The 14,441-nt window shown below is 41.2% G+C and carries 26 protein-coding genes; all 26 read left to right on the top strand.

Annotation, left to right across the window (positions count from 1 at the left end):
• Nucleotides 1-2 precede the first annotated feature (2 nt).
• The 26 genes from rpsC to truA all read left to right on the top strand — a co-directional run bounded on the left by rpsC (nt 3) and on the right by truA (nt 14,277).
• A complete protein-coding gene (gene rpsC / locus BABA_RS11125) occupies nt 3-659 on the top strand; it encodes a 30S ribosomal protein S3 (RefSeq protein ID WP_007085284.1) in 657 nt (218 codons plus the stop codon).
• A 2-nt stretch (nt 660-661) separates the two neighbouring features.
• Nucleotides 662-1,096: a 50S ribosomal protein L16 gene (gene rplP / locus BABA_RS11120; protein ID WP_007085283.1), complete on the top strand. Its 435-nt coding sequence runs from the start codon at nt 662-664 to the stop codon at nt 1,094-1,096.
• Nucleotides 1,086-1,286 (top strand): 50S ribosomal protein L29, encoded by a 201-nt coding sequence (gene rpmC, locus BABA_RS11115; RefSeq protein WP_007085282.1) that lies wholly within the window; start codon nt 1,086-1,088, stop codon nt 1,284-1,286. The genes rplP and rpmC overlap by 11 nt, the downstream gene beginning before the upstream one ends.
• Before the next feature lie 23 nt (nt 1,287-1,309).
• On the top strand, nt 1,310-1,573 hold the full coding sequence (gene rpsQ / locus BABA_RS11110; RefSeq protein WP_007085281.1) for a 30S ribosomal protein S17: 264 nt from the start codon (nt 1,310-1,312) through the stop codon (nt 1,571-1,573).
• Nucleotides 1,574-1,612: 39 nt separating this feature from the next.
• A complete protein-coding gene (gene rplN, locus BABA_RS11105) occupies nt 1,613-1,981 on the top strand; it encodes a 50S ribosomal protein L14 (protein ID WP_007085280.1) in 369 nt (122 codons plus the stop codon).
• Nucleotides 1,982-2,017: 36 nt separating this feature from the next.
• Entirely contained in the window at nt 2,018-2,326 is a 309-nt protein-coding gene (rplX, locus tag BABA_RS11100; RefSeq protein ID WP_007085279.1) for a 50S ribosomal protein L24, read from the top strand.
• A 27-nt stretch (nt 2,327-2,353) separates the two neighbouring features.
• Nucleotides 2,354-2,893, top strand: coding sequence for a 50S ribosomal protein L5 (rplE, locus tag BABA_RS11095; RefSeq protein ID WP_007085278.1), 540 nt, complete (start codon nt 2,354-2,356; stop codon nt 2,891-2,893).
• Nucleotides 2,894-2,917: 24 nt separating this feature from the next.
• Nucleotides 2,918-3,103: a 30S ribosomal protein S14 gene (gene rpsN, locus BABA_RS11090; protein ID WP_007085277.1), complete on the top strand. Its 186-nt coding sequence runs from the start codon at nt 2,918-2,920 to the stop codon at nt 3,101-3,103.
• A gap of 29 nt (nt 3,104-3,132) precedes the next feature.
• Nucleotides 3,133-3,531: a 30S ribosomal protein S8 gene (rpsH, locus tag BABA_RS11085; protein ID WP_007085276.1), complete on the top strand. Its 399-nt coding sequence runs from the start codon at nt 3,133-3,135 to the stop codon at nt 3,529-3,531.
• Between the two features lie 33 nt (nt 3,532-3,564).
• The gene (rplF, locus tag BABA_RS11080; protein WP_007085275.1) at nt 3,565-4,101 is read left to right on the top strand and encodes a 50S ribosomal protein L6; all 537 of its coding nucleotides are present in this window, start codon (nt 3,565-3,567) and stop codon (nt 4,099-4,101) included.
• A 33-nt stretch (nt 4,102-4,134) separates the two neighbouring features.
• The gene (rplR, locus tag BABA_RS11075) at nt 4,135-4,497 is read left to right on the top strand and encodes a 50S ribosomal protein L18 (protein WP_007085274.1); all 363 of its coding nucleotides are present in this window, start codon (nt 4,135-4,137) and stop codon (nt 4,495-4,497) included.
• A 24-nt stretch (nt 4,498-4,521) separates the two neighbouring features.
• Nucleotides 4,522-5,022, top strand: coding sequence for a 30S ribosomal protein S5 (gene rpsE / locus BABA_RS11070; RefSeq protein ID WP_007085273.1), 501 nt, complete (start codon nt 4,522-4,524; stop codon nt 5,020-5,022).
• Between the two features lie 13 nt (nt 5,023-5,035).
• A complete protein-coding gene (rpmD, locus tag BABA_RS11065; protein WP_007085272.1) occupies nt 5,036-5,215 on the top strand; it encodes a 50S ribosomal protein L30 in 180 nt (59 codons plus the stop codon).
• Between the two features lie 32 nt (nt 5,216-5,247).
• Nucleotides 5,248-5,688 carry a 50S ribosomal protein L15 gene (gene rplO / locus BABA_RS11060; RefSeq protein WP_007085271.1) on the top strand — a complete coding sequence of 147 codons (441 nt, stop codon included), beginning with the start codon at nt 5,248-5,250 and terminating at the stop codon, nt 5,686-5,688.
• A complete protein-coding gene (gene secY, locus BABA_RS11055) occupies nt 5,688-6,983 on the top strand; it encodes a preprotein translocase subunit SecY (protein WP_007085270.1) in 1,296 nt (431 codons plus the stop codon). Before rplO ends, secY begins: the two co-directional genes overlap by 1 nt.
• A gap of 66 nt (nt 6,984-7,049) precedes the next feature.
• On the top strand, nt 7,050-7,700 hold the full coding sequence (locus BABA_RS11050) for an adenylate kinase (RefSeq protein ID WP_007085269.1): 651 nt from the start codon (nt 7,050-7,052) through the stop codon (nt 7,698-7,700).
• A 292-nt stretch (nt 7,701-7,992) separates the two neighbouring features.
• Entirely contained in the window at nt 7,993-8,211 is a 219-nt protein-coding gene (infA, locus tag BABA_RS11045) for a translation initiation factor IF-1 (protein ID WP_007085268.1), read from the top strand.
• Between the two features lie 36 nt (nt 8,212-8,247).
• Nucleotides 8,248-8,361, top strand: a complete 114-nt coding sequence (gene rpmJ / locus BABA_RS11040) for a 50S ribosomal protein L36 (protein ID WP_000868344.1) — start codon at nt 8,248-8,250, stop codon at nt 8,359-8,361.
• Nucleotides 8,362-8,384: 23 nt separating this feature from the next.
• On the top strand, nt 8,385-8,750 hold the full coding sequence (gene rpsM / locus BABA_RS11035) for a 30S ribosomal protein S13 (RefSeq protein ID WP_007085267.1): 366 nt from the start codon (nt 8,385-8,387) through the stop codon (nt 8,748-8,750).
• Nucleotides 8,751-8,772: 22 nt separating this feature from the next.
• Nucleotides 8,773-9,162: a 30S ribosomal protein S11 gene (gene rpsK, locus BABA_RS11030; protein ID WP_007085266.1), complete on the top strand. Its 390-nt coding sequence runs from the start codon at nt 8,773-8,775 to the stop codon at nt 9,160-9,162.
• Nucleotides 9,163-9,340: 178 nt separating this feature from the next.
• The gene (locus BABA_RS11025; protein ID WP_007085265.1) at nt 9,341-10,285 is read left to right on the top strand and encodes a DNA-directed RNA polymerase subunit alpha; all 945 of its coding nucleotides are present in this window, start codon (nt 9,341-9,343) and stop codon (nt 10,283-10,285) included.
• A 55-nt stretch (nt 10,286-10,340) separates the two neighbouring features.
• Nucleotides 10,341-10,703 carry a 50S ribosomal protein L17 gene (gene rplQ / locus BABA_RS11020; protein WP_007085264.1) on the top strand — a complete coding sequence of 121 codons (363 nt, stop codon included), beginning with the start codon at nt 10,341-10,343 and terminating at the stop codon, nt 10,701-10,703.
• Nucleotides 10,704-11,042: 339 nt separating this feature from the next.
• Nucleotides 11,043-11,882, top strand: a complete 840-nt coding sequence (locus BABA_RS11015; protein WP_007085263.1) for an energy-coupling factor ABC transporter ATP-binding protein — start codon at nt 11,043-11,045, stop codon at nt 11,880-11,882.
• Entirely contained in the window at nt 11,858-12,727 is an 870-nt protein-coding gene (locus BABA_RS11010; RefSeq protein ID WP_007085262.1) for an energy-coupling factor ABC transporter ATP-binding protein, read from the top strand. The genes BABA_RS11015 and BABA_RS11010 overlap by 25 nt, the downstream gene beginning before the upstream one ends.
• A complete protein-coding gene (locus BABA_RS11005; RefSeq protein ID WP_040346022.1) occupies nt 12,724-13,521 on the top strand; it encodes an energy-coupling factor transporter transmembrane component T family protein in 798 nt (265 codons plus the stop codon). The genes BABA_RS11010 and BABA_RS11005 overlap by 4 nt, the downstream gene beginning before the upstream one ends.
• Before the next feature lie 15 nt (nt 13,522-13,536).
• Complete coding sequence (gene truA / locus BABA_RS11000; RefSeq protein ID WP_007085260.1) at nt 13,537-14,277, top strand: tRNA pseudouridine(38-40) synthase TruA; 741 nt, start codon at nt 13,537-13,539, stop codon at nt 14,275-14,277.
• Nucleotides 14,278-14,441: the final 164 nt, after the last annotated feature.

Here is a 14,441-nt window from a genome sequence, read left to right as displayed (position 1 = left end):
CTGTGGGTCAAAAAGTAAATCCAGTCGGTTTGCGTATCGGAATCATCCGTGATTGGGAATCTAAATGGTACGCAGGTAAAGACTTCGCTACTCTTTTACACGAAGACCTTAAAGTTCGTGAGTATATCACGAAACGTTTAAAAGATGCTTCTGTTTCTAAAGTAGAAATCGAACGTGCTGCTAACCGTGTGAACGTTACAGTCCATACAGCTAAGCCTGGTATGGTAATCGGTAAAGGCGGTACGGAAGTGGAAGCACTTCGTAAAGCATTAAACCAATTAACTGGCAAACGAGTTCACATCAACATTCTTGAAATCAAGAGAGCTGATCTTGATGCGAAACTAGTTGCTGAAAATATTGCTCGTCAATTAGAAAACCGTGTATCTTTCCGTCGTGCACAAAAGCAAGCTATTCAACGTGCAATGCGCGCTGGTGCGAAAGGTATCAAAACACAAGTATCTGGTCGTCTTGGCGGAGCGGATATTGCTCGTGCTGAACATTATAGCGAAGGAACTGTTCCACTTCATACACTTCGTGCAGATATCGACTATGCTACTGCTGAGGCTGATACCACTTATGGTAAGCTTGGCGTAAAAGTGTGGATCTATAAGGGAGAAATCCTTCCTACTAAGAAGAAAAATGCGGAAGGAGGCAAATAATTATGTTATTGCCAAAACGCGTAAAATATCGCCGTCAACACCGTGGTAAAATGCGTGGTAACGCAAAAGGCGGCACTGAAGTAACTTTCGGTGAATACGGCTTACAAGCAACTGAAGCTTCTTGGATTACAAACCGTCAAATTGAAGCAGCTCGTATTGCGATGACACGTTACATGAAACGTGGCGGTAAAGTTTGGATTAAAATCTTCCCGCATAAGCCTTACACTGCTAAACCATTAGAAGTGCGGATGGGTTCCGGTAAAGGGGCACCAGAAGGCTGGGTAGCTGTAGTGAAGCCTGGGAAAATCATGTTCGAAATTGCTGGCGTTTCTGAAGAGATCGCTCGTGAAGCACTTCGACTTGCAATGCACAAACTACCTGTAAAGTGTAAGTTTGTAAAACGAGAAGAAATTGGTGGTGAATCAAGTGAAAGCTAATGAACTACGTGACCTTACCACTGCTGAAATTGAACAAAAAGTAAAATCTCTAAAAGAAGAGCTTTTCAACCTTCGCTTTCAATTGGCGACAGGACAACTTGAAAACACAGCTCGTATTCGTGAAGTTCGTAAAGCGATTGCTCGCATGAAGACAGTTGTTCGTGAAAGAGAAATCAGCGTTAATAAGTAATTACCTGAGAGGAGGTTCACACAATGAGTGAACGCAACCAGCGCAAAGTTTACACAGGACGCGTGGTTTCTGACAAAATGGATAAAACCGTTACTGTTCTTGTCGAAACACATAAAAAGCATCCTTTATATGGTAAACGCGTTAAGTACTCTAAAAAGTTTAAAGCTCATGATGAGCAAAACGAAGCTAAAATCGGCGATGTAGTACGTATTATGGAAACTCGCCCACTTTCAGCTACTAAACGCTTCCGTTTAGTCGAAGTAGTAGAAAAAGCAGTTATCATTTAATTGTTCGGATAAGCTTCATTCCGAAGGGAGGTTACACACATGATTCAACAAGAATCACGTTTAAAAGTTGCTGACAACTCTGGTGCTCGTGAAGTACTTACGATTAAAGTTCTTGGTGGTTCTGGTCGCAAAACTGCTAATATTGGTGATGTGATCGTTTGTACCGTAAAACAAGCAACACCAGGTGGCGTTGTTAAAAAAGGTGACGTTGTTAAGGCAGTTATTGTTCGTACAAAGACTGGTGCACGTCGTCCAGATGGTTCTTACATTCGTTTTGATGAAAACGCATGTGTTATTATCAAAGATGACAAGAGCCCACGTGGAACTCGTATCTTTGGACCAGTTGCCCGCGAACTTCGCGATAACAACTTTATGAAAATCGTATCTTTAGCTCCAGAAGTATTATAATTTTAAAATCAATTGCCTTTAAGGAGGTGCTTACTGATGCATGTAAAAAAAGGTGATAAAGTCAGAGTTATGTCTGGCAAGGATAAAGGCAAAACAGGCGTAATCCTCGCAGCTTATCCTAAAGACAGCCGTGTACTAGTAGAAGGCGTAAACATCGTGAAAAAACACTCTAAACCTTCACAAGTGAATCCACAAGGCGGAATTATCAGTTTTGAGGCTCCAATTCATGTATCAAACGTTATGCCTATCGACCCTAAATCAGGTAACCCGACTCGCGTAGGTTACAAAACGGTTGATGGCAAGAAAGTACGCGTAGCAAAATCCGGTGAAGTTTTAGATAAATAGTAAAAATTTAGAAGGGAGGTACCATAAGTGAACCGCCTAAAAGAAAAATTCGTTAAAGAAGTAACTCCTGCTCTTATGAGCAAATTCAACTATGAATCAGTTATGCAAGTTCCGAAACTTGATAAAATCGTTATTAACATGGGTGTTGGTGACGCTGTTGCAAATGCGAAGGCGCTTGACAATGCTGTAGAAGAGCTTGCAACAATTACTGGTCAAAAGCCAGTCGTAACTCGTGCGAAAAAATCTATCGCTGGCTTCCGTCTTCGTGAAGGTATGCCAATCGGTGCAAAGGTTACCCTTCGCGGTGAGCGCATGTACCAATTCTTGGATAAATTAGTTTCCGTTTCTTTACCTCGTGTACGTGACTTCCGTGGGGTTTCTAAAAAAGCTTTCGATGGTCGCGGTAACTATACATTGGGTATTAAAGAACAATTAATCTTCCCTGAAATTGATTACGATAAAGTAAGCAAAGTTCGTGGTATGGATATCGTTATCGTAACGACTGCAAACACTGATGAAGAATCACGTGAACTTTTAACTCAATTTGGAATGCCATTCCAAAAGTAATCGTTAAATAAGGGAGGCGAAAACGTGGCTAAAAAGTCAATGATTGCGAAACAACAACGCACGCCTAAATTCAAAGTACAAGAGTATACACGCTGCGAACGTTGCGGACGTCCACACTCTGTATACCGTAAATTTAAGCTTTGCCGTATTTGTTTCCGTGAATTAGCATACAAAGGACAAATTCCTGGTGTTAAAAAAGCTAGCTGGTAAAACTAGAAGTTGGGAAGGAGGTAAAAATAATGGTCATGACAGATCCAATTGCTGATATGCTTACTCGCATTCGTAATGCGAACATGGTGCGTCACGAAAAATTAGAAGTGCCTGCTTCTAATTTGAAAAAAGAAATTGCTGAAATCCTAAAGCGCGAAGGTTTCGTTCGTGATGTCGAATTTATCGAAGACAACAAACAAGGGATCATCCGTATCTTCTTAAAGTACGGTGCTAATAATGAACGCGTTATTACTGGTCTTAAGCGCATAAGCAAGCCTGGACTTCGAGTTTACGCTAAATCAAATGAGGTGCCACGCGTACTTAACGGTCTTGGTATCGCATTAGTTTCAACATCAACAGGTGTTATTACAGATAAAGAAGCTCGTGCAAAACAAGTCGGCGGAGAAGTATTAGCTTACGTTTGGTAAAAGAGTTTCTGAATGAATGGAGGTGCTACTTAAATGTCTCGTATAGGAAAAAAACCAATCGAAATTCCAGCAGGAGTTACGGTTACATTAAACAACAGTACTGTTACGGTTAAAGGGCCTAAAGGCGAACTTAGTCGTTCTTTTGATCCTGATATCGCAATTAACATTGAAGAAAACGTAGTAACAATCACTCGTCCATCTGACCAAAAAGAGCACCGCGCATTGCACGGTACAACTCGCGCGGTGATCGCGAACATGGTTGAAGGTGTTTCTAACGGCTTTACAAAAGGCTTAGAATTAATCGGGGTTGGTTACCGTGTGCAAAAGCAAGGTAACAAACTTGTATTAAGCGTTGGTTACTCACATCCAGTTGAAATTGAACCAGAAGCTGGTCTTGAAGTAGAAGTACCTAGCAATACAAAAATTATTGTAAAAGGTACTGATAAAGAACGTGTTGGTGCATTAGCAGCCAATATTCGTCAAGTACGCCCGCCTGAGCCTTACAAAGGTAAAGGAATTCGTTACGAAGGTGAATTCGTACGTCGTAAAGAAGGTAAAACAGGTAAGTAATCGCCCTTTGGGTAAACGAAAGGAGTGACGTAAATGATTACGAAGCTTGATAAGAACGCTACTCGCAAGAAAAGACACGCTCGTGTCCGTGCGAAACTAAGCGGTACTTCAGCTCGTCCACGTCTAAATGTGTTTCGTTCAAACAAACACATTTATGCGCAGGTTATCGATGACATGAATGGAGTAACTTTAGCGAGTGCTTCTACAATAGAAAAAGATTTCGGTCTTGAATCTACAAGCAATCTTGAAGCTGCACAAAAGGTCGGAGAATTAGTCGCTAAACGTGCGGTAGAAAAGGGTATCTCTGCTATTGTCTTTGATCGTGGAGGATACCTATACCACGGACGTGTGCAAGCATTAGCTGATGCTGCCCGCGAAAACGGCTTACAATTTTAATAGACAAAGGAGGGACACATAAAGATGCGTCGTATTGATCCAAACAAACTTGAACTTGAAGAACGCGTAGTTACGGTTAACCGTGTTGCGAAAGTTGTTAAAGGTGGACGTCGTTTCCGCTTCACTGCCCTTGTAGTAGTCGGCGATAAAAACGGTCATGTTGGATTCGGTACTGGTAAAGCTCAAGAAGTACCAGATGCCATCCGCAAAGCCATCGAAGATGCAAAGAAAAACTTAGTCGAAGTAGCAATGGTTGGAACAACTATTCCTCACCAAGTAATTGGACGTTTTGGTGCTGGCGAAATCCTTCTAAAGCCTGCTTCTGAAGGTACAGGAGTAATCGCTGGCGGACCTGTTCGTGCTGTTCTTGAATTAGGCGGGGTAGCTGATATCCTTTCTAAATCATTAGGAACAAACACACCAATCAACATGGTTCGTGCTACTATTGATGGTATTACACAACTAAAACGTGCTGAAGACGTAGCAAAACTACGTGGTAAATCAGTAGAAGAACTGTTAGGATAAGGGGGGAAATCAAATGGCGAAACTATTAATTACCCTCAACCGCAGCGTAATTGGTCGCCCTGAGGACCAACGTGCAACAGTTACAGCGCTAGGATTACGTAAATTAAATCAAACAGTTGAGCATCAAGATAACGCTGCGATTCGCGGTATGATTACTAAAGTTGCTCACCTTGTAACAGTTAAAGAACAATAGTTGATTCTTTTCTTTCATAAGGAGGTGCCAATATGAAACTTCATGAATTAAAACCTGCAGAAGGTTCTCGTCAAGAACGCAAACGTTTAGGTCGCGGAATCGGTTCTGGTCAAGGAAAAACAGCAGGTAAAGGTCATAAAGGTCAAAATGCTCGTTCCGGCGGTGGTGTACGCCCTGGGTTCGAGGGTGGTCAAACACCTTTATACCGTCGTTTACCAAAACGTGGTTTTACTAACATTAGCCGTAAAGAGTTTGCGATCGTTAATCTTGATGCATTAAATCGCTTTGAAGAAGGTACAGAAGTTACTCCAGAACTTCTTATCGAAACAGGCGTTGTAAGCAACGAGAAGGCAGGAATCAAGATTCTTGCTAAAGGGAACGTAGAGAAAAAGTTGACTGTAAAAGCTCACAAATTCTCCTCTGCTGCTAAGGAAGCAATCGAAGCTGCTGGTGGAACTACTGAGGTGATCTAATGTTCCAGACAATCTCCAATTTTATGCGCGTGGGTGATATAAGACGTAAGATCATATTCACCCTTTTAATGTTAGTCGTTTTTCGACTAGGTACTTTTATTCCGGTACCGAATGTAAATGCTGATGTTCTTGCTAATCAAGATAAGTTAAGTGTATTCGGCATTTTAAATACCTTCGGCGGTGGAGCATTGAAACAATTCTCCATCTTTGCAATGGGTATTATGCCATATATCACGGCTTCGATTATCATTCAGCTTTTACAAATGGACGTTGTTCCTAAATTTACGGAATGGTCGAAACAAGGGGAATCAGGGCGTCGTAAGATTGCTCAAATCACCCGTTATTTCACCATAGTCCTTGGATTTATCCAAGCATTAGGGATGTCTTATGGCTTTAATAACTTAGCTAGCGGACAATTGATTGAAAACCCTGGTATTGGTACGTATCTCCTAATTGCGGTTACTTTAACTGCTGGAACAGCCTTTTTGATGTGGCTGGGCGAACAGATCACTGAAAAAGGTGTGGGAAATGGAATTTCCATTATCATCTTTGCGGGGATCGTTGCTGGTATGCCTTCTGTCATTAATCAAATATATGTACAGCAATTTGAAAACGCAGGAGAAGCCATATTTTTACGTATTGTAACGGTTGTATTAATCGCTCTTGCTGTTATTGCAATCGTAGTGGGTGTTATTTTCATCCAACAAGCCAATCGTAAAATTCCAATTCAATATGCAAAGCGTGTTGTGGCTGGACGTAATCCTGTAGGTGGTCAATCCACACACATGCCGTTAAAGGTTAATGCTGCAGGTGTTATTCCAGTTATCTTTGCGGTTTCATTCATTGTCACACCAAGAACGATTGCATCGTTTTTTGGAACCAATGACGTTACACTTTGGATTAATAAGAATCTAGACTACTCACATCCAATCGGGATGACGTTATATGCTATTTTAATTATCGCGTTCACTTATTTCTATGCTTTTATCCAAGTTAACCCTGAACAAGCAGCGGAGAACTTACAGAAGCAAAGCGGCTACATCCCTGGCATTCGTCCAGGAAAAAGCACGCAGGAATACTTAACTCGCGTATTATATCGTTTAACCTTTGTTGGTGCGATCTTCTTAACTGTCATTGCTGTACTTCCGATGCTTTTTATTAAAATAGCGAATTTACCGCAATCGGCACAAATCGGAGGAACAAGCTTGTTGATCGTTGTCGGTGTTGCACTTGATACGTACAAACAGCTTGAAGCACAATTGGTTAAACGTCATTATAAAGGTTTTATTAAGTAGTACAAGGTTTTTGGGCCCCTACTGGGGGGTCCCCAGAACCTAAATTAAGCACGAGGGGGAACACGTGTGAATTTAGTATTAATGGGGCTTCCAGGTGCCGGTAAAGGTACTCAAGCAGAGAGAATCGTCGAACAATACGGCATCCCTCATATCTCTACTGGAGATATGTTCCGTGCAGCGATGAAAGAAGGAACGGAACTAGGATTACAAGCGAAATCATTCATGGATAAAGGCGAACTTGTACCTGATGAAGTGACAATCGGCATTGTTCGTGACCGATTAAGCAAAGAAGACTGTCAAAAAGGTTTCTTATTAGATGGCTTCCCTAGAACTGTGCCTCAAGCAGATGCTTTGGAAAATCTATTGGTTGATTTAAATAAAAAGATCGACTTTGTCATCAACATTACCGTTGATATGAGTATTTTAATGGAACGTTTAACAGGACGTCGGATTTGTAAAGAATGTGGATCGACTTATCATTTAGTCTTTAATCCTCCTACAAAAGAGGGTGTATGCGACCGCTGCGGCGGGGAGCTTTATCAAAGGGCAGATGATAATGCAGAAACCGTTCAAAACCGTTTAGATGTCAATATCAAACAACAAGAACCATTACTTACTTTTTATGAAACAAAAGGCTATCTCCGCACAATCGATGGTCAGCAGGATATTCAAAAGGTATTTGCTGATATTGAACAGTTACTTGGAGGCTTAGCTTAGTGGTGAAAGGCAAAGTTCAAACAATCTGCCATTCGACTCTCGAATTTCTCCAATTTGATTCAAAAGTATGTGAAGGCCGATAGACTTTTCTATTGTGCTTTAGTATGCAGGACCGAGAGTTGGGCAAGAATGACATGAGGACCTTACTATTCCTCATTTTGATAAAATTCCTTGCGGACAAAGTGCACTATAATATGTTATTATTATAAGGTTGCATACTGTCGAACGAACTATTAGGACTCGCTTGCATTTTATTGAACGCTATTTTTGAAAAAGAAGGGAGACGAGACTTGTGGCCAAAGATGATGTAATTGAAATTGAAGGTAAAGTAATTGAAACTTTGCCAAATGCGATGTTTAAGGTAGAATTAGAAAATGGTCATACTGTGCTAGCACATGTTTCTGGTAAAATACGAATGCACTTTATTCGCATTCTTCCAGGTGATAAGGTTACTGTTGAGCTTTCTCCATATGACTTAACACGCGGAAGAATTACGTACCGCTTTAAATAATCAGCACTCCGTACTACTAAGGAGGTTAGGATACTAATGAAAGTAAGACCATCTGTTAAACCGATCTGCGAAAAGTGTAAAGTTATCCGTAGACGCGGAAAAGTTATGGTTATCTGTGAAAACCCTAAACATAAACAAAAACAAGGTTAATTTTGAAGGAGGTGCGCTAAAATATGGCACGTATTGCTGGTGTAGATGTTCCACGTGAAAAGCGTGTAGTTATCTCTTTAACTTACATTTATGGTATTGGTAAAAATACAGCACAAAAAGTACTTGCAGAAGCTGGTGTTTCTGAAGATACTCGTGTGCGTGATTTAACAGAAGACGAATTAAACAAAATCCGTGACATCATCGACAAGTTGAAAGTTGAAGGTGATCTTCGCCGTGAAATTTCTCTTAACATTAAGCGTTTAATGGAAATCGGCTGCTACCGCGGATTACGTCATCGTCGTGGTTTACCGGTTCGTGGACAAAATACGAAAAACAACGCTCGTACACGCAAAGGTCCTCGTAAGACTGTTGCGAACAAGAAGAAGTAATCGGCAAAGGAGGTTAATTTAAATGGCACGTAAAACTAATACACGTAAACGTCGTGTTAAAAAGAATATTGAATCAGGTATCGCGCATATCCGTTCAACATTTAACAATACGATTGTAACTATCACTGATGTTCATGGTAATGCAATTTCTTGGTCAAGTGCTGGTGCGCTTGGATTTAGAGGGTCTCGTAAATCTACTCCATTCGCAGCACAAATGGCAGCTGAAACTGCAGCAAAAACATCTATTGAAAACGGTATGAAAACTTTAGAAGTTACTGTAAAAGGACCTGGTGCAGGCCGTGAAGCTGCTATTCGTGCTCTTCAAGCTGCTGGTCTTGAAGTAACAGCTATTAAAGACGTTACACCTGTTCCTCATAATGGATGCCGCCCACCAAAACGTCGTCGTGTTTAATTTTTCTGTATAGAACTTGTATCATGCGTCTATAATGGATATGATACTATTTTTTACAACTTATACAGGATAAATTATTCCAGTTGTTGTGCACAAAACGGGAACGTATACATGGGGGAATTTCAATTAGCATTCTTAGTCTAATTGAGGTTTCGACGTTTTGAAGGAGGGTTATTTGATGATCGAAATAGAAAAACCAAAAATTGAAACGATTGAGATCAACGATGATGCCAAGTACGGGAAGTTCGTCGTAGAGCCACTTGAGCGTGGATATGGTACCACTTTGGGTAACTCCTTACGTCGTATCCTATTATCTTCACTCCCAGGTGCCGCTGTTACATCGATTCAGGTGGATGGGGTACTTCATGAGTTCTCAACAATTGAAGGCGTCGTAGAGGATGTAACATCCATCATTTTAAACATTAAAAAATTAGCGTTAAAAATCTACTCTGATGAAGAGAAAACTCTTGAAATTGATGTGCAGGGTGAAGGACCTGTCAAGGCAATGAATGTTACCCATGACAGTGATGTTGAGATTTTAAATCCCGATCTTCATATTGCAACGTTAGCTTCAAACGGTCATCTTCGCATGCGTTTAACGGCTAGACGCGGTCGGGGGTATACACCTGCTGAGAACAACAAAAGAGAAGATCAGCCGATTGGTGTAATTCCAATTGACTCAATCTACACGCCGGTTTCACGTGTGTCCTATCAAGTAGAAAATACCCGCGTAGGTCAAATGACAAATTTTGATAAGCTCACGCTTGATGTTTGGACAGATGGAAGCACTGGGCCAAAAGAAGCGATTGCTCTAGGTTCGAAAATTTTGACCGAGCATTTAAATATCTTTGTTGGGTTAACTGATGAAGCACAAAATGCTGAAATTATGATCGAAAAAGAAGAAGATCAAAAGGAAAAAGTTCTAGAAATGACAATTGAAGAACTAGACCTTTCTGTTCGTTCTTATAACTGTTTAAAACGTGCTGGAATCAACACTGTTCAGGAATTAGCAAATAAAACTGAAGAAGATATGATGAAGGTTCGTAATTTAGGACGCAAATCACTCGAAGAAGTGAAGGCAAAACTAGAAGAGCTTGGGTTAGGCTTGCGTAAAGACGACTAGTCTTTAGACTTGTTCATAATCCGCTTTATGACTTCAACAAAGGAGGGAACCCTTCATGGCATACAGAAAGTTAGGACGCACAAGTGCACAGCGTAAAGCTATGCTACGTGATTTAACTACAGATTTAATTATCAACGAGCGCATCGAAACAACAGAAACTCGCGCGAAAGAACTACGTGTGACTGTTGAAAAAATGATCACTCTAGGTAAACGCGGCGATTTACATGCTCGTCGTCAAGCTTCTTCATACGTTCGTCACGAAGTTGCTAATGCCGAAAACGGTCAAGATGCAGTTCAAAAACTTTTCGCTGATATCGCTCCACGTTATCAAGAGCGTCAAGGTGGATACACTCGTATTATGAAACTTGGACCACGCCGCGGTGACGGTGCGCCAATGGTTATTATCGAGTTAGTTTAATACCTTTTTACACACAACAAGGGCGCTGGACAGTTTACAAACAAACTTGTTCTTTGCCCTTTTTCTGTAATACACATCTTTTATAATCGTTCGACACAAGCCAAAACGAGTGTTATGATGAGCGTGACTCCATCAATGGAGCGAGGATTTTAAATTTTCGGGAAGTTTACTTCTATTCTCTTTCACGCCCCGTCTAGCTCATGCACCTCCTCCCATTTCTATTAAAGAAATCCCTTTTTTTGCAGTTGGTTCGTTGCTGCCTGGGGACGAGGTGCGGGCTTTTTTTGTATTATTAGATAGATAAGCCCGAGTAAAGGTTAGCTGAGGGGAGGAATATCAATGAAAGAATCAATTGTATCGCTTAGAGGAGTTTCCTTTCAATATGATGAACAGGAACGCTATGCACTAAATAACGTGAGCTTTGACATCTATGATGGGGAATGGCTGGCGATTGTTGGTCATAATGGCTCCGGTAAATCAACGATGGCAAAATTACTAAACGGTCTGCAATTTCCACAGCAAGGAGAAATTATTGTTGGGGATATAAAGCTTACCGAGGAATCGATTTGGGATATTCGAAAGAAAATCGGAATGGTTTTTCAAAATCCTGACAATCAATTTGTTGGCACGACTGTACAGGATGATGTGGCTTTTGGTCTAGAAAACAATGGGATACCTAGAGATGAAATGGTGCAGCGGGTCGAAGATTCATTAAGAAAAGTAAAGATGGATCAATTTCTATATCAAGAGCCCCACCATCTATCGGGTGGACAGAAGCAGAGGGTAGCGATTGCCGGTGTATTAGCGTTAAGACCTTCTATTATTATTCTTGATGAAGCAACCTCGATGCTAGACCCAAGAGGATGTGAAGAAGTATTAGAGACGGTTAGATTATTAAAAGAAGAGAAGGCTTTAACCGTAATCTCGATTACTCACGACTTAGAGGAAGCAGCAAAGGCAGACAGGATTATTGTAATGAATAAAGGCGAAGTATTCCGCGAAGGAACACCGGAAGAAATTTTTTCAATGGATGAGCAATTGATTCAGTTAGGATTAGATATTCCTTTCTCCGTTAAAATGAGCAAAGCGTTCAGGCGAAATGGGATAGAGCTATCGAGGCATTATTTATCGGAAGAAGAGTTGGTGACAGAGCTATGGACATCTCACTTCAGCAAATAGAGTACCGCTACCAAGCAAATACTCCTTTTGAACATTTGGCAATTGAGGACGTATCGATCGATATTCCGTCTGGAACATATATGGCGATTATTGGTCATACGGGATCTGGTAAGTCAACGGTTTTACAGCATTTAAATGCCCTCCTGCAGCCTACAAAAGGAACCGTGAAGATTGGTGCACATGAAATCAAAGCACAGCAAAAAAATAAGAACTTAAAGCAAGTCCGGCAAAAAGTAGGGATTGTGTTTCAATTTCCCGAACATCAATTGTTTGAAGAAACAGTGGAAAAGGATATTATCTTTGGTCCAATGAACTTTGGTGTTTCTGAAGCCGAGGCAAAAAAGAGGGCACGACTCGCTTTACAACAAGTGGGCCTTGCAGAAGAAATTTTAGAAAAGTCACCGTTTGACTTGTCAGGTGGACAAATGCGTCGTGTCGCGATTGCTGGTGTCCTGGCAATGGAACCGGATGTGATCGTACTGGACGAGCCTACTGCGGGACTCGACCCTCGTGGTCGTAAAGAAATTATGGATATGTTTTATACGCTCCATAAGGAACGAAACCTATCTACCATACTCGTCACGCACAGTATGGAGGATGCTGCAAGATACGCAGATCAAATTGTCATTATGCAGCAAGGGAAGGTCGTAAAACGAGGAACACCGGAAGAAATCTTTTCATCGCCGGTTGACTTGGTGCAAATGGGCCTCGATGTTCCCGAGGTGGTACGTTTCCAGCTTAAGCTTGAAGAGAAGACAGGACTGAAATTAGATAAAATCTACCTTTCTCTAGAGGAATTATCTACTGCTGTAACAGAATCTTTTAGCAGAGGTGTGCGCTCATGATGGAGAAAATGATTTTTGGCCGCTACGTTCCTGCGGATTCATTGGTTCACAAGATGGATCCTCGTTCAAAAATAATGATTATCTTTCTTTTTGTTTGTATTATTTTTTTAGCTAATAATTGGATTACCTATGCACTAATTGGAGTTTATACCTTTTTTATGCTTGGCATGTCCCGGATACCTGTTCGTTTTTTGTATGGCGGACTGAAGCCGGTTTTATGGCTCGTTTTATTTACATTTGTGTTGCAGCTGTTTTTTACAAAAGAAGGGGCGTTACTTTTTGAATTAGGCCCGATAAAAATTTATGAAGCGGGCTTAAGGATGGGGATTTTTATCTCATTAAGATTCTTCTTTTTGATCTTAATGACGTCGTTACTGACATTAACTACGACTCCTATTGAGATTACTGATGGACTTGAAACGCTTTTGAATCCCTTAAAAAAGGTTCGTTTCCCAGTTCATGAAATGGCATTGATGATGTCGATTTCGCTCCGCTTTATTCCTACTTTGATGCAGGAAACGGACAAGATTATGAAGGCGCAAATTGCTCGTGGAGTGGAATTTGCCAGCGGTCCATTTAAAGAGCGTATTAAGGCTGTTATTCCACTGCTTATCCCCTTGTTTGTCAGCTCCTTTAAACGAGCAGAAGAGCTGGCGATTGCGATGGAAGCGCGGGGCTACCGCGGCGGTGAAGGTAGGACGAAATACCGACAATTGAGCTGGAAAGCAGCAGATTCCATACAACTGATTGTTTTAGCAATTATAACAATTCTTTTAATAATACTACGTTCATAATGGAGCGGCGAAGACATGCAAAGGTATAAATGCATCATCACTTATGATGGCTCGGGATTTTCCGGGTATCAAGTTCAACCAAATAAACGAACGGTGCAATCAGTGCTCGAAGCGGTTTTAGCAAAGATGCATAAGGGGAATCCTATTAAGGTATTAGGCTCGGGACGAACAGACGCCGGTGTCCATGCAAAAGGTCAGGTAATTCACTTCGATTCTCCGCTTCTGATACCGGAAGAAAGATGGGAGACCGCTTTGAATTCTATGCTCCCTGAGGATATTTCGGTTCGCTCGGTTATGAAGGTTGAATCATCCTTTCATGCCCGCTTTGATGCGGTTGGAAAGGAATATCGCTATGTACTTCATTTATCTGCGCAACGGGATCCGTTTCAGCGGAATTATGCCTGCCGTTACCCATATCCTTTAAATTTGGAGGACATGCAGGCGGCAAGTAAATATTTCCTTGGCAGCCATGACTTTACTAGTTTTTGCTCAGCAAAGACAGAAGTGGCGGATAAAATCCGGACGATTGAGGCGATTGATTTTATGATAGAGGATGATCACCTTACTCTACGCTTTGTCGGGGATGGCTTTTTGTATAATATGGTTCGCATTTTAGTGGGAACATTATTGGCAGTGGGCTCAGGAGACTTTTTACCTGAGGATATGCCGGTTATTCTGGAAAAAAAAGATCGGCGTGTAGCCGGGAAAACAGCGCCAGCTAACGGTTTGTATCTCTGGGAAGTCTTTTATGAGTAAAATAATTAAAGCAACCCCACCTGGTGTAACATTTTCTTGACAATTAGCCCGTAAGTATTTATTATATTATATGTGTGTGTTTTTAATCCCACGATAAAGCCCCGGAAAGTCTTCATCGTGATTGAAAATATATGAATTGAAACTTAAGCGCACAAGGGCATTAG

Source organism: Neobacillus bataviensis LMG 21833, assembly GCF_000307875.1.
In the GTDB taxonomy this organism is placed as follows: domain Bacteria; phylum Bacillota; class Bacilli; order Bacillales; family Cytobacillaceae; genus Neobacillus; species Neobacillus bataviensis.
This window is presented reverse-complemented; position numbering and strand designations above follow the sequence as displayed.

What these genes read in the sequence shown, in the direction of transcription:
- rplP (WP_007085283.1), top strand. Translation starts at nt 662, where the DNA reads ATGTTATTGCCAAAACGCGTAAAATATCGCCGTCAACACCGTGGTAAA.
- rpsQ (WP_007085281.1), top strand. Translation starts at nt 1,310, where the DNA reads ATGAGTGAACGCAACCAGCGCAAAGTTTACACAGGACGCGTGGTTTCT.
- rplN (WP_007085280.1), top strand. Translation starts at nt 1,613, where the DNA reads ATGATTCAACAAGAATCACGTTTAAAAGTTGCTGACAACTCTGGTGCT.
- rplX (WP_007085279.1), top strand. Translation starts at nt 2,018, where the DNA reads ATGCATGTAAAAAAAGGTGATAAAGTCAGAGTTATGTCTGGCAAGGAT.
- rpsH (WP_007085276.1), top strand. Translation starts at nt 3,133, where the DNA reads ATGGTCATGACAGATCCAATTGCTGATATGCTTACTCGCATTCGTAAT.
- rplF (WP_007085275.1), top strand. Translation starts at nt 3,565, where the DNA reads ATGTCTCGTATAGGAAAAAAACCAATCGAAATTCCAGCAGGAGTTACG.
- rplR (WP_007085274.1), top strand. Translation starts at nt 4,135, where the DNA reads ATGATTACGAAGCTTGATAAGAACGCTACTCGCAAGAAAAGACACGCT.
- rpsE (WP_007085273.1), top strand. Translation starts at nt 4,522, where the DNA reads ATGCGTCGTATTGATCCAAACAAACTTGAACTTGAAGAACGCGTAGTT.
- rpmD (WP_007085272.1), top strand. Translation starts at nt 5,036, where the DNA reads ATGGCGAAACTATTAATTACCCTCAACCGCAGCGTAATTGGTCGCCCT.
- rplO (WP_007085271.1), top strand. Translation starts at nt 5,248, where the DNA reads ATGAAACTTCATGAATTAAAACCTGCAGAAGGTTCTCGTCAAGAACGC.
- secY (WP_007085270.1), top strand. Translation starts at nt 5,688, where the DNA reads ATGTTCCAGACAATCTCCAATTTTATGCGCGTGGGTGATATAAGACGT.
- rpmJ (WP_000868344.1), top strand. Translation starts at nt 8,248, where the DNA reads ATGAAAGTAAGACCATCTGTTAAACCGATCTGCGAAAAGTGTAAAGTT.
- rpsM (WP_007085267.1), top strand. Translation starts at nt 8,385, where the DNA reads ATGGCACGTATTGCTGGTGTAGATGTTCCACGTGAAAAGCGTGTAGTT.
- rpsK (WP_007085266.1), top strand. Translation starts at nt 8,773, where the DNA reads ATGGCACGTAAAACTAATACACGTAAACGTCGTGTTAAAAAGAATATT.
- BABA_RS11025 (WP_007085265.1), top strand. Translation starts at nt 9,341, where the DNA reads ATGATCGAAATAGAAAAACCAAAAATTGAAACGATTGAGATCAACGAT.
- rplQ (WP_007085264.1), top strand. Translation starts at nt 10,341, where the DNA reads ATGGCATACAGAAAGTTAGGACGCACAAGTGCACAGCGTAAAGCTATG.
- BABA_RS11015 (WP_007085263.1), top strand. Translation starts at nt 11,043, where the DNA reads ATGAAAGAATCAATTGTATCGCTTAGAGGAGTTTCCTTTCAATATGAT.
- BABA_RS11010 (WP_007085262.1), top strand. Translation starts at nt 11,858, where the DNA reads ATGGACATCTCACTTCAGCAAATAGAGTACCGCTACCAAGCAAATACT.
- BABA_RS11005 (WP_040346022.1), top strand. Translation starts at nt 12,724, where the DNA reads ATGATGGAGAAAATGATTTTTGGCCGCTACGTTCCTGCGGATTCATTG.
- truA (WP_007085260.1), top strand. Translation starts at nt 13,537, where the DNA reads ATGCAAAGGTATAAATGCATCATCACTTATGATGGCTCGGGATTTTCC.